This is a genomic window from Halioxenophilus aromaticivorans (genome assembly GCF_042850945.1).
Lineage (GTDB): Bacteria > Pseudomonadota > Gammaproteobacteria > Pseudomonadales > Cellvibrionaceae > Halioxenophilus > Halioxenophilus aromaticivorans.
On the sequence record NZ_AP031496.1, the window covers coordinates 1,036,494 to 1,049,609 of the forward strand.

11 protein-coding genes are annotated in these 13,116 nt (G+C 52.3%); 3 read left to right on the plus strand and 8 right to left on the minus strand.

Annotation, left to right across the window (positions count from 1 at the left end; genetic code table 11):
- The first annotated feature begins 27 nt into the window (after window positions 1-27).
- Window positions 28-594, plus strand: a complete 567-nt coding sequence (locus tag ACGHM3_RS04545; protein WP_345427462.1) for a response regulator — start codon at window positions 28-30, stop codon at window positions 592-594.
- A 60-nt stretch (window positions 595-654) separates the two neighbouring features.
- Here ACGHM3_RS04545 and ACGHM3_RS04550 read toward each other — a convergent pair whose 3' ends face one another.
- The 3 genes from ACGHM3_RS04550 to ACGHM3_RS04560 are packed head-to-tail and all read right to left on the minus strand — an operon-like array spanning window position 655 to window position 5,403.
- A complete protein-coding gene (locus ACGHM3_RS04550) occupies window positions 655-2,163 on the minus strand; it encodes a SpoVR family protein (RefSeq protein WP_345427460.1) in 1,509 nt (502 codons plus the stop codon).
- Window positions 2,160-3,440, minus strand: coding sequence for a YeaH/YhbH family protein (locus ACGHM3_RS04555; protein WP_345427458.1), 1,281 nt, complete (start codon window positions 3,438-3,440; stop codon window positions 2,160-2,162). The genes ACGHM3_RS04550 and ACGHM3_RS04555 overlap by 4 nt, the downstream gene beginning before the upstream one ends.
- A gap of 40 nt (window positions 3,441-3,480) precedes the next feature.
- Complete coding sequence (locus ACGHM3_RS04560) at window positions 3,481-5,403, minus strand: PrkA family serine protein kinase (RefSeq protein WP_345427456.1); 1,923 nt, start codon at window positions 5,401-5,403, stop codon at window positions 3,481-3,483.
- A gap of 483 nt (window positions 5,404-5,886) precedes the next feature.
- Between ACGHM3_RS04560 and galE the strand changes: the two genes are divergently transcribed.
- Entirely contained in the window at window positions 5,887-6,909 is a 1,023-nt protein-coding gene (gene galE, locus ACGHM3_RS04565) for a UDP-glucose 4-epimerase GalE (RefSeq protein WP_345427454.1), read from the plus strand.
- Between the two features lie 146 nt (window positions 6,910-7,055).
- On the plus strand, window positions 7,056-8,396 hold the full coding sequence (locus tag ACGHM3_RS04570; RefSeq protein ID WP_345426163.1) for an IS1182 family transposase: 1,341 nt from the start codon (window positions 7,056-7,058) through the stop codon (window positions 8,394-8,396).
- Window positions 8,397-8,634: 238 nt separating this feature from the next.
- On the opposite strand, the gene ACGHM3_RS04575 is transcribed toward ACGHM3_RS04570, so the two are convergent.
- The 5 genes from ACGHM3_RS04575 to ACGHM3_RS04595 form a co-directional block, all read right to left on the minus strand.
- Complete coding sequence (locus tag ACGHM3_RS04575) at window positions 8,635-9,453, minus strand: symmetrical bis(5'-nucleosyl)-tetraphosphatase (RefSeq protein WP_345427803.1); 819 nt, start codon at window positions 9,451-9,453, stop codon at window positions 8,635-8,637.
- 12 nt (window positions 9,454-9,465) lie between these two features.
- Entirely contained in the window at window positions 9,466-9,837 is a 372-nt protein-coding gene (apaG, locus tag ACGHM3_RS04580; RefSeq protein ID WP_345427802.1) for a Co2+/Mg2+ efflux protein ApaG, read from the minus strand.
- Between the two features lie 65 nt (window positions 9,838-9,902).
- Window positions 9,903-10,727, minus strand: coding sequence for a 16S rRNA (adenine(1518)-N(6)/adenine(1519)-N(6))-dimethyltransferase RsmA (gene rsmA, locus ACGHM3_RS04585; protein ID WP_345427801.1), 825 nt, complete (start codon window positions 10,725-10,727; stop codon window positions 9,903-9,905).
- Window positions 10,728-10,769: 42 nt separating this feature from the next.
- Window positions 10,770-11,801, minus strand: a complete 1,032-nt coding sequence (gene pdxA, locus ACGHM3_RS04590) for a 4-hydroxythreonine-4-phosphate dehydrogenase PdxA (RefSeq protein ID WP_345427800.1) — start codon at window positions 11,799-11,801, stop codon at window positions 10,770-10,772.
- Window positions 11,776-13,113: a peptidylprolyl isomerase gene (locus tag ACGHM3_RS04595; RefSeq protein WP_345427799.1), complete on the minus strand. Its 1,338-nt coding sequence runs from the start codon at window positions 13,111-13,113 to the stop codon at window positions 11,776-11,778. The genes pdxA and ACGHM3_RS04595 overlap by 26 nt, the downstream gene beginning before the upstream one ends.
- Between the last annotated feature and the right edge of the window lie 3 nt (window positions 13,114-13,116).

Genomic DNA, 13,116 nt, shown 5'->3' on the forward strand with positions numbered 1-13,116 from the left:
TGCCGACTGAAGACGAGGGGAGCTGGCATGACAGAAGTACGGGTCTTAACCACGGGAGAAGCAGCGAAGTTCTGCGGGGTTAACTTTCGTACCATTATTCGATGGATCGAACGCGGCAAGTTAAAGGCGTATAAGTTGCCTGGCCGTGGCGATCACCGAATACGAGTTGAAGATTTTGTGGTGTTTTTGCAGGAAAATGACCTGCCCATTCCGGATGAGTTTTTGCCCGCCACGCGCTCGGTGTTGATTGTTGAAGACAACCGAGAGATGGCCTCGGCCATTGGCAGAGTATTGCTAAGAGAAGGGTTCACCGTGGAGGTGGCGCACGATGGCTTTGCCGCTGGCGCGCAATTGGCCGCTAGCAAGCCAGCCATTATGACGCTGGATTTAAAGATGCCTGGCCTGGATGGCTACGGTGTTTTGGAATACGTGCGCAACCACGAAGACTACAAGAATCTAAAAATTTTGGTGGTTTCTGCCGATACGGAAGAGGGCTTGGCTAAGGCGCAATCTGCCGGTGCGGACGCCATACTGCGTAAGCCCTTTCAAAACGAAGAGCTGCTGCAAGCGGTGGAAGCCCTGATGCCGTCCTAGGACGGCATCGTAATCTGCGTTTACCGGTGGGTTTCAACCGGCTGGTTGATCCAGGTCAGCTTAAAACAGTTCTTCGGCGTTGGGCGGGCAATGGTAGCTCTCACATACAACGCCGTCGTCGGTGGATACCAAATGCACATCAAATCCCCATATGCGGTGCACGTGGCGCAGCACTTCGTCCGCCGATTCGCCCAGGGGCATACGATTGTGGCGGGTGTGTTCTAGGGTAATGGAGCGGTCGCCACGCACGTTGACCTTTTTCACCTGGATGTTTGGCTCGCGGTTGCCCAGATTGTATTGGCCAGCCAGTGACTCTCTTATGCGTTGGTAGCCGTCGTAATCGTGAATGGCGCCAATCAAAATATCGCTCTCTAGGTTATCGTCGACGATATTGAACAGTTTCATATCGCGCATTACTTTGGGCGATAAGTACTGCAAAATAAAACTCTCATCTTTGAAGTTGCGCATGGCGAAATGCAGCGTCTCTACCCAGTTGCTGCCGGCGATATCGGGGAACCAATCGCGGTCCTCGGCGGTGGGGTTTTCACAAATTCTGCGCAGGTCTGTAAAGATGTTGAATCCCAGGGTGTATGGGTTGATACCGGAGTAATACTTGCTGTTGTAGGGTGGTTGGTAAACCACACTGGAATGTGACTGTAAAAACTCCATCATAAAGCCGTCGGACAGCTTACCGCGGTCGTAGAGGGTATTCAGCAAGGTGTAGTGCCAAAAAGTGGCCCAGCCTTCGTTCATTACCTGGGTTTGGCGTTGAGGATAAAAATACTGCGCTACCTTACGCACGATGCGGACGATTTCTCGCTGCCAGGGCTCCAGCAGAGGAGCGTTTTTCTCAAAGAAATAGAGCAGGTTCTCCTGGGGCTCCGACGGGAACAAAAACTCTTCTTTGGTGGCGGTACTGGCCTCGCTGATAGGGATGGTGCGCCATAGGTCGTTAACCTGGCGTTGTAAATACTCAGCCCGCTCTTTCTGTCGGAACTGTTCCTCGGCATTGGAGATGGGGGTGGGGCGCTGATAGCGATCGACGCCGTAATTCATAATGGCGTGGCAGGAATCCAGCAGTTGTTCCACTGCATTGATGCCGTGGCGTTCTTCGCACTTGGCGACGTAATTTTTTGCAAAAACCAAGTAATCGATGATGGACTCGGCATCGGTCCAGGCACGGAATAGGTAGTTGCCTTTAAAAAACGAATTGTGGCCGTAGCTGGCGTGGGCAATCACCAGGGCTTGCATGGTCATGGTGTTTTCTTCCATGAGGTAAGCAATACACGGCGATGAGTTGATAACGATCTCGTAGGCCAAGCCCATTTGGCCACGCGTATAGGAGCGCTCGGTGTTTAAAAATTGCTTGCCGTAGCTCCAGTGGTTGTAACCGATGGGCATGCCTACCGATGAGTAGGCGTCCATCATTTGCTCTGAGCTGATGATCTCGATCTGGTTGGGGTAGGTGTCCAAGCCAAATTCTTTGGCGATGGCGCCTATCTCTTTGTCGTAGGTTTCGATCAGCTCGAACGTCCATTCGGACGAGGTCGAGATGGGATTCTGGCTCATGCTGTCTTCTTCTGAAATAGTTCTCGAAATACCGGGTAGATGTCCGTTAGATCAATGATCTGCTGCATGGCAAATCGATCCGGAAAGGCCTCTGCCACGGTTTCGTATTCCTCCCACAGCGCTTGATGCTGGCGCGGGGTGATTTCGATGTACGAGTAATATTGCAGTTTCGGCAATATGTCTTTGATCAACAAGGTAGAACAGGTGGTGGAGTCGTCATTCCAGTTGTCGCCATCCGAAGCTTGGGCGCCGTATACGTTCCACTCGCTGGTGGGGTAACGCTCTTCCAGGATGTCTTTCATCATGTACAGAGCGCTGGATACAATGGTGCCCCCGGTTTCACGGGAATAAAAGAACTCTTCTTCCTCTACCTCTTTGGCGCTGGTGTGGTGGCGTATAAACACGACCTCGGTGCGCTCGTAATTACGCTGCAAAAACAAATACAGCAAAATGAAAAACCGTTTGGCCATGTCTTTGGTGGCTTGGCTCATGGAGCCGGAGACGTCCATTAGGCAAAACATTACCGCTTTGCTGTGTGGCACCGGGTATTTCACTTGCAGGTTGTATTTGATGTCGAAGTCGTCGAGCCACGGTACCTTTTGAATGGCGCCACGCAGGGCGGCAATCTCCGTTAACACCGCTTCGATACGTTTGTGGTCTTTGAGCGCTGGATCCATAGCCTCGAGTTTTTCGAGTTCTTCTTCCAGTGCCTTAATTTTTCTGCGTTTGCCACCGGTCAGTGCAATGCGCCGAGCATTGGCTGAACGCAACGAACGCACAATGTTGATTTGGCCGGGGGAGCCCTGGTTGGACACCCCCGCCCGACGGGTTTTAAATTCCTCGTTACCCGACAGTTGGCGCTTCACTAGATTGGGCAGTTCTAAATCCTCGAACATAAAGTCGAGAAATTCGTCCTGTGTTATTTGAAAGACGAAATCGTCTATGCCCTCGCCCTGGTCACTGGCATTGCCTTCGCCGGCTCCGTCGCCGCCGCCTCCACCGGGTGGTCGGGGTACACGGTCGCCCGCGACAAACTGATCATTACCGGGCAGTACGCGCTCCTGATACCCTCCTTGGCCGTGGTGAAACACCGGCTCGGATATATCCTTGGTGGGTATGCTTATTTGCTCACCGTTTTCCATGTCGGTGATGGAACGCTTGGTAACTGCCTCTGAAACCGCTTTCTTGATATGCTGCCGATAGCGTCGCAAAAATCGTTGCCGGTTCACCATGGACTTGTTTTTGGCGTTTAGGCGCCGGTCTATGATGTAACTCATCCAAACTCCTCAGTTGGTTGCCGTTATTGGCTGTGCCACGTTACTGAGATTTGCGCACGCGGAGGTACCATTCAGACAGCAGGCGAACTTGTTTTTCTGTATAGCCGCGCTCAGTCATGCGGACGACAAAATCTTGGTGTTTCTTTTTGTCGTCGTTAGACGCTTTGGCATTAAAAGAGATAACTGGCAATAAATCTTCAGTATTAGAGAACATTTTCTTCTCTATTACTGTGCGCAGTTTTTCGTAGCTATTCCAGGCGGGGTTCTTCCCGTTATTGTTCGCACGGGCCCTTAACACAAAGTTAACAACTTCGTTGCGGAAGTCTTTCGGATTGCTTATGCCTGCCGGTTTTTCGATTTTTTCCAGTTCTTCGTTGAGAGAAGCACGGTCTAGTATCTCGCCGGTTTCTGGGTCTCGGTACTCTTGGTCCTGAATCCAGAAGTCGGCGTAGGTCACGTACCGGTCAAAGATATTTTGGCCATACTCGGCGTAGGACTCTAAATACGCGGTTTGAATCTCTTTACCGATAAACTCGACGTACTTGGGCGCGAGGTACTCTTTGATGTAACCGACGTAGCGGTCCTGAACTTCTTGCTGGTATTGTTCCTGTTCAATTTGTTGCTCCAGTACGTACAACAAGTGCACTGGATTGGCGGCAACTTCGGTGGGATCGAAGTTGAAAACCTTGGATAAAATCTTGAATGCAAAGCGAGTTGAAAGTCCCGCCATGCCTTCGTCTACCCCGGCGTTGTCTTTGTATTCTTGTAAAGATTTGGCTTTGGGGTCGGTGTCTTTCAGGTTTTCACCGTTGTAAATGCGCATTTTGGAAAATACATTGGAGTTTTCCGGCATTTTTATGCGCGACAAAACACTGAACTGCGCCAGCATTTTGAGGGTGTCCGGCGCGCAGGGTGACTGACTCAACGAGGAGTGCTCAAGCAGTTTCTCGTAAATTTTTATTTCTTCCGATACGCGCAAACAATACGGGACTTTAACGATGTAAACCCGGTCAATGAATGCTTCGTTGTTTTTGTTAGTTTTAAAACTCTGCCACTCGCTTTCGTTTGAGTGAGCCAGGATAACACCTTCGTAGGGGATGGCGCCCAGGCCTTCTGTACTGTTGTAGTTGCCCTCTTGGGTAGCGGTGAGCAGAGGGTGCAGTACTTTGATGGGCGCTTTAAACATCTCCACAAATTCCATGATGCCCTGGTTGGCTCGGCACAGACCGCCGGAGAAACTGTAGGCATCGGGATCGTTTTGTGGGAATTCTTCCAAGCGGCGAATATCCACTTTGCCCACCAAAGAAGAAATATCTTGGTTGTTTTCGTCACCGGGCTCGGTTTTTGAAATGGCTACTTGGTCTAGGGTGGAGGGGTAAACTTTTACTACTTTAAATTTACTAATGTCGCCGCGGAATTCATGCAGGCGCTTAACGGCCCAAGGCGACATAATGGTTTTGATATAACGAGAAGGAATACCGAAGTCTTCGCGCAGAATCTCGCCATCTTCTTCTGGATCAAACAGGCCCAAGGGGCTTTCGAAAACCGGCGAACCTTTGATGCAATAAATGGGTTGATTTTCCATTAAGGATTTGAGTTTTTCCGCCAGGGATGACTTGCCGCCGCCCACCGGGCCCAGTAGGTAGAGTATTTGTTTTTTCTCTTCCAAGCCCTGCGCCGCGTGTTTAAAAAACGACACGATTTGTTCGATGGCTTCTTCCATGCCATAGAATTCTTCGAAGGCTTTGTAGCGCTTGATAATTTTGTTGGAAAAAATACGAGAAAGCCGCGAATCCAGAGAGGTGTCGACCAGCTCGGGTTCGCCAATGGCCATTAACATCCGCTCTGCGGCAGTGGCATAAACCCCCGGATCTGCCTTGCACAGATCGAGATACTCTTGAATGGTAAGTTCTTCCTCCTGAGTGGTCGCGTAACGATCCTGATAGTGACTGAAAATACTCATCTGATGCATCCTCTTGCGTTTGCTTGGCGCGCGGGGCCGATATAGCACGATTTACAATTTACGTGCCAGAAGGCAGTGCGGACCAAAACCAGTTGACGTTTCCACCTGAGCTGCCCGATTCAACGGTGAAACTTAGGTGAGACTCTGTACTTGTAACTGTCGCCGGTGCAGGTAGCGATTCTTGTTTGGCTGGGGTTCTCCTTGCGGGGAATGCCGTAAGCAGTTTGCTTGATGCCAAGTGGGCTCGTTTGCGATGTTTGGCGCACTTGGTGGCATATAACGGGCTATGAAGTTTAAGAACCGTAAAAAGGCATGAAGTTCATAGCTTTACCCGAAGGCAATCTCTTTTTTTGTGTTGTCTTTCAAAGGAGATTAGCCAGACTGTAATCAATTCAGTATTACAGTTATTATTGGTTCATAAACTGCGAAAGCGCAATAAAAAAGATCGTAAAACACCAAATTAAATATAGGAAGAAATTGATCATGGGAATGATTTTGGTGACCGGCGGTGCCGGATACATAGGCAGCCACACCTGTTTAGAACTGCTCGCAGCAGGCTTTGAGCTGGTGGTGTTAGACAACCTGAAAAACAGCAAGTCCGAATCGCTCACTCGGGTGGAAAAAATTACGGGAAAGTCGATCTCTTTCGTTGAAGGAGATATACGAGACAGAAATCTATTGCGGGAGTTGTTTAACGAATATTCAGTTGATGCGGTGATTCACTTTGCCGGTTTAAAAGCGGTGGGCGAATCTGCCGAAAAACCCTTGGCTTACTACGACAATAACGTATCCGGTTCAGTTGCCTTGTTTGAGGTAATGGAAGAGTGCGGCTGTACTAATATTGTGTTCAGTTCCTCCGCTACAGTGTACGGCGCTGATGCCCCTGTGCCCTACCAAGAATCCATGGCAACCAGCGCAACTAACGTCTATGGGCGCACCAAGCTAATGGTGGAAGAGATCCTCAAAGATACTTGTGCTAAACCCAACTCTGCGTGGCGAGTGTCTCTGCTGCGTTACTTTAACCCTATTGGTGCCCACCCCAGCGGTGATATCGGTGAAGATCCCAACGGCATTCCCAACAATCTTTTACCTTACATTGCCCAGGTGAGCGTAGGTAAGCGCGAATTCCTAGGCGTGTTTGGCGATGATTACCCCACCCGTGACGGCACTGGCGTGCGTGACTATATCCACGTGGTGGATTTGGCCAAGGGCCACCTGGCGGCGTTAAACAAGCTGCTGGGCAGCGACAGTGGTTGCCAGGTATACAACCTGGGCGCTGGCCGTGGTTTGAGCGTGTTAGAAATGGTAAAGGCCTACGAAGAAGCCTGTGGTAAGCCAATCCCTTACAGGGTGCTGCCACGGCGGGCAGGGGACTTGGCCGAGTTCTACGCCGACGCCGATAAAGCCCTGGCGGAATTGGGCTGGAAGGTGGAGTTGGGCGTGGAAGCCATGGTGGCGGATACCTGGCGCTGGCAGTCCAATAATCCCAACGGGTTTGGTGATTAATTCCTCGTCGTGCTAAAGCAGCGTGCCCGCCGCTTCGCGTATCAAAGCAAGCGCTGGCGTTAAGCACAAAAAAGCCCGGGTTTATGCCCGGGCCAGACTGCTGACAAAGCCCTAGCGCGTGCGCTGGGGCTTTGTTTTAATGGGGAATGCTTAAAGATCGCCCCCAAACCCAGTCATCGCTTGAGTTTGTCAGTATCGACGAGCTCGTTCCTCAAGATCACTTGTTGCGTAAGATCGAAGCCAAAGTGGATTTCAGTTTTATCCACGACTTGGTAAAAGAGTTTTACTGCGACAACAACGGTCGTCCCGCCCTAGACCCAACCCTGATGTTCAAATTGCTGTTCATTGGCTACCTATTTGGGGTTCGCAGTGAACGCCAATTGATTCGGGATGTTCAAGTGAACGTAGCCTATCGTTGGTTCCTGGGTCTTAGTCTGACCGATAAAGTGCCGGATCCATCCACCCTCAGCCAAAACCGTATCCGACGGTTTAATGAATCTGATGTCTATCAGCAGATCTTTGATCAGATTGTGTTGCAAGCGATGAAGAAAAAACTGGTGGGAGGTCATACCTTTTACACAGATTCCACCCATCTCAAAGCCAATGCCAACAAAAATAAGCATGTAAAAGTAAAGGTGCAGGAAGAGCGTCAGGCTTACCTCGAAGCGCTCAATGATTCCATCGAAGAGGATAGAATCGCTCATGGAAAAAAGCCCTTAGCGCCGCAATCAGCGGCGCCCAAAGAGAAAGAGATTAAGCAGAGCACCACCGATCCTGAGAGCGGATATATGGTTCGAGACGACAAGCCACGAGGCTTCTTCTATCTTGATCACCGCACAGTGGATAGCCGTTGTAACATCATCACCGATGTTCACGTAACCCCTGGAAATAAGCACGATTCCGTGCCTTATCTGCAGAGACTGGATCGCCAAGTTGAGCGCTTTGGGTTCGATATTGAAGCGGTTGGGTTGGACGCTGGTTACTTTACAACAGCGGTGTGTCATGGCCTGGAAGAGCGGGAGATCTACGCGGTCATGGGGTATCGTCGACCGACTCATAAAAAAGGATACTTCTATAAAAGAGAGTATGAGTACGACGAGAAGAAAGACGTTTATCGATGCCCAGAGGGTCAAGAACTTATTTACGCCACAACAGGTAGGGATGGTTATCGACGTTACCACTCCGATCCAAATCTTTGTAAACAATGCCCTTCGTTAGACCGATGCACCAAAAACCGTGACAAGGTAAAAACGGTAACTCGACATGTTTGGGAAGACAGCAAAGAGCGCGTTAATGAGCATCGGTTAACGGAGGAAGGCAAACAGATTTACGCGCGCCGAAAAGAAACCGTCGAACGAAGCTTTGCTGATGCCAAGCAGTTACATAATTATCGCTATGCGCGATTTAGAGGGCAGAGCAAGGTTCAAGCACAATGCTTAATGGTCGCTGCTGCCCAAAATATGAAGAAGATTGCGCTAATGGCCTAAAAGGGCCATTTTATGTTCGATTATCCGTCAATAAAGCCCCAAATCGGCTCTTCAATGGCTCTAGGCGACTCAGAAGTGGGACTCTGCCATTACAAGCCCGAAATCTAGCAGAACCGTAAATCAGCCTGAGCAGACTCCCAAAATAGAAAACCCCGACTAAAAAGCCGGGGTTTATCAACGATCTGGCCCGGGTTTATGCCCGGGCTTTTTTATGGACATTGTTATTACATTTCGATGCCTAGCCGCTTGAGCAGTGGCATTGCCAGCGGCGGCCGTCATCTAGGCACAGCAGCGTCATGCGGTTGCCCCACACGCAGCCGGTGTCCAGGCCGATGACTTTTTGGCTGCGAGTTTCACCATCCAGTGCCGCCCAGTGGCCAAAAATTAACGGTGGGTTGTTTGGGTTTTCCAAGTAGAACTCAAACCAGGGGCGGTAGCCTTCCGGGCCGTTCCTTGGGTCGCCCTTGTTGCTCAGCTCCAGCTCACCCTGTGCACTGCAAAAGCGCATGCGAGTGCAGTAATTGGTGATTAATCGCAGCCGTTCCATGCCTTTTAGGTTGTCGTCCCAGCGTCTCGGTTCGTTGCCGTACATATTGGCTAGATACTGTTCAAGCCGCGAGTCGTCTTGCAATGCGGCGGATACCTCGGCGCTGCGCTTGAGTGCTTGCTTAAGGCTCCATTGAGGCGGAATGCCCGCGTGCACCATGCCGTAGCCAATTGCTTCATCCCAGTGCACTAATGGCAGGGTTCTTAACCAACCTAACAGCTCCGCTCGGCGCGGGGATGCCAAAATCGGCGCTAGAGTATCGCCTCGGCTGGCCTTTCGGTAACCGTGGGCGTGGGCCAGTAGGTGTAGGTCATGGTTGCCGAGCACGGCGGTAATGCTGGTGCGATTGTGGTAGAGGAATTCTAAGGTCTCAAGGGATTGCGGGCCCCGGTTTACCAGGTCGCCTACCAGCCACAGCCGGTCGCGGCCGGGTTTGAAGTCGACTTCGTCGAGCAAACACAATAGTGGGTCTAGGCAACCCTGTAGGTCGCCAACGGCGTAGGTGGTCATGATTGTTAAATCTTAGTGCAGTGCGTGGGGAGGCACCAGTGCGAAGGTGGGCACTTGAGCATCGAAGGTGTCGCCGTTATCCGTCACCATTTGGTAGCTGCCTTCCATGGTGCCTATTTCGGTCTCTAATACCACGCCGCTGGTGTAGGTGTATTCCTCGCCCGGCTCTAGGTGGGGCTGTTCACCCACGACGCCTTCTCCGCGTACCTCTTGCACATTGTTGTTACCGTTGGTGATCAGCCAGTGGCGGCTAAGCAGTTTGGTGGCGATGTTGCTCTGGTTGCGAATGGTGATGGTGTAGGCGTACACAAAGCGGTGATCTGTCGGGTCGGATTGATCGGCAATGTAGTGCGTTTTCACGCTAACGGCGATGTCGGTGGTCATTGAGTCGGTTCTGTGCGATGGGCGATAGTTGTTTTTCTTTGGCTTTCACCAAGGTTACGCTGGGTTTAGCGTTGCTGGCAATAGTTGGCTAAGCGCACAAAGGCTTCTAGGTCGATGGTTTCCGCCCGGGCGGTGGGGTTGATGCCCTGCTGTTCCAGTTCTTCGGCGCTGCACCACTGCTTCAGCGCGTTGCGCAGGGTTTTCCGGCGTTGGCCAAAGGCGGCGGTGACCAGTTGGTCGAGAATGGCGACATCATTGGCTTGGTATTTTATTTCAACCCTGGGGACCAGGCGCACAATGGCAGAATCCACCTTGGGTTGAGGGGTGAAGCACTCCGGCGGCACATTGAATAGCTGCAGAACCTGGCAGTGGTATTGGGTCATGATAGACAGCCGGCCGTAGTTTTTACCTCCGGGTGCCGCAGCCATGCGCTCCACCACCTCTTTTTGCAGCATAAAGTGCATGTCTTTTACCTGGTTGCCCAGAGCCAGCAGGTGAAAAATCAGTGGTGTGGAAATGTTATAGGGCAGATTGCCAACAATGCGCAGGGGGCGCTCGGGCTCAAAGAATTGGCTGAAATCAAATTTCAGTGCATCCGCCTGGTGGATGGCAAAGCCTTTGTGGTTGGCAAATTGTGCCAACAAAATGGGTATTAAATCGCGGTCTAATTCCACCACGTTGAGCGTTTTTGTGCGCTCCAGTAGCAGACCAGTAATGGCGCCTTGGCCGGGGCCGATTTCAACCAGGTTGTCGTTTTCTTTAACGGCTACGGCAGCCACGATGCGCTGAATAACGCCTGGGTCGCGGAGAAAGTTTTGGCCGAAGCGTTTGCGGGCTTTATGCATGTAATGTGTGTCGGTTATCTGTGCTAATGAGTCATAAAACGGCATTGCTGCCGTTTCTTGTGGGTGGCCATAACTGGGTGTGGTGATCTATTTTGCGCAGGTACGAGCCATGGCCACTGCTTGGCGAATGGCCTCAAACAGGCCGCCGGGGTGGGCTTGGCCACTGCCGGCGATGTTCAATGCCGTACCATGATCCACCGAAGTGCGGATAATTGGCAAGCCTAGGGTGATATTGACCGCCCGGTGGAAGCCAATGTGTTTCAACACCGGCAGGCCCTGGTCGTGGTACATGGCCACCACGGCATCGGCTTCGGGCAGATGGTTGGGGGTGAAAGTTGTATCCGCCGGTAGTGGGCCGTCTAGGTTGAGCCCCTGGGCGTTGAGATGCTCTAGCACGGGAATGATAACGTCGATTTCTTCCCGTCCCAGGTAACCGCCTTCGCCGGCGTGGGGGTTTAACCCGCACACCTTAATGCGCGGCTGTTGAATGCCGAATTTACGGCGCAGCTCGGCATCGACGATGGTTAAGGTTTTGCTGAGTGAGGCTTGGGTGATGGCGTCGGGCACGTCGCGCAGGGGCAGGTGGGTGGTGGCCAGGGCCACTCGCAAGCCTTCGGTGGCCAGCATCATCACCACCTGTTCGGTGTCGGTTTGCTGGGCCAGGTATTCGGTATGGCCGGTAAAGGCCATGCCCGCTTGGTTGATAACGCCCTTGTGCACAGGGCCGGTGATCAGGCCGTCAAACAAGCCGGATTGGCAGCCTTCAATAGCGCGGTCTAGGCAGTTGATGACGTAGCTGGCGTTTTCTGGGTTGGTAACGCCGGGGCTCACCGCCGCCGCCAGGGGTTGATCCCACACTTGCACGTGGCCGGGCAGGTGGGGCTGTGGGTCTTCTGGGTCGAAGGGCACCAGGGTGATGGCGCGGCCCAGGGTTTGGCAACGCTGCTGGATTAGCTCTGCATTGCCGATCACCACCAAATTGGCGCAGGCCGAGGGCGATGCCTCGGCTTCATCCTGGGCCAAAGGCAGATCGGCGATTAAATCTGGGCCAATGCCGGCGGGCTCACCGGGGGTGATGGCCAGCCAGGGGCGGTTATTGCTGGAGTCGCGTTTCGACATAGGCTTGGGTGCGTAGTTCTTGGAGCCAAATTTCCAGTTCTTCGTTAAACCTGCGGCTGCGCAGAAGATTAACGGCTTGGTTTCTGACTACGGTGTCGGTCATGTTTTGGTCACGGCGGTCGTCTACCATCAGTATGTGCCAGCCAAATTGGGAGCGGAACGGCATGCTTATGGCGCCGACTTCTGTTTTACCCATGATCTGTTCGAACTCTGGCACAAACTTACCGGGCAGGGACCAGCCCAAATCGCCACCGCTGAGCATGGAGCCGATGTCTTCGGAATTCTCCTTGGCCAATTCGACAAAGTCAGCATCACCAGCCTCGACTTGATCACGCATTTCCATTAGCCGGTTGTAGGCTTCTTCGTCGGTCAGAATCTCAGAAGGCTTTAACAAAATATGGCGTACTTTGGTTTGTTGTATTACGGTTTCCTCTGCGCCACGTCGATCGTAAACCTTCAAAATATGGAAGCCAGCGCCGCTTTTGAAGGGCTCGGTGATGTCGCCAACCTTGGCCTCTTGCAACTCTTCGCTGAATAGCTCGGGCAGCTCGACGCCTTTGCGCCATCCGAGATCACCGCCCTGCAGGGCATTTTGGCCGCCGGACTGAGCCACGGCCAGGGAGCGGAAATCTGCACCGGCCTCAAGCTCGTTAAACACCGCTTGGGCACGGGCTCGGGTGTTGTCCAGGTCATCGCCGCGACCATTGCCTTCAAAGGAGATCAGAATGTGGCCCAACTGGAACTCGGGCGACAACCAAAATTTACCTTCCTCTGAGGCTAAAAAGTTGTCGATTTCCTGCTCGGATATTTGAATTCGGTAGTACACCCGGGCCTGCTGTACTTTTTGAATGGTAAGCTCGTTGCGCAATTGTTGGCGTAGCTGGCCAAGGCTTAGGCCATCGGCGCCGAGCTGGGCCATAAATTGATCAGGCGTAAGGTTATTTTGTGCCCGCATGCGCTCAATGGTTTGGTCGATCTCGGCATCGGTGATCTCCAGCCCCATACGCTCGGCCAGGCTCATTTGCAGCCGCTGCATCACCAGATGCTCTAGCACTTGTTCTTTGAGCACGTCTTCCGGTGGCAGATTGCTGCGGCCGGTAAATTGTTTTTTCACCTGCTTAAGTTGCCCGGCCAGTTCACTGGCCATCACCACGTCTTCGTCAACCACCGCGACTACGCGGTCTAGATCCTGAACTTTCGCCGCCACCGAATGCGCCAAGCTAAAAGCGATGGGCAGGGCCAAGGCGTGCCAAAGACGGGCGATGCGGCGCTGGGTGCGTGGTGAGGAAGTATTGCGGTGTTTGTGTTTCATAAC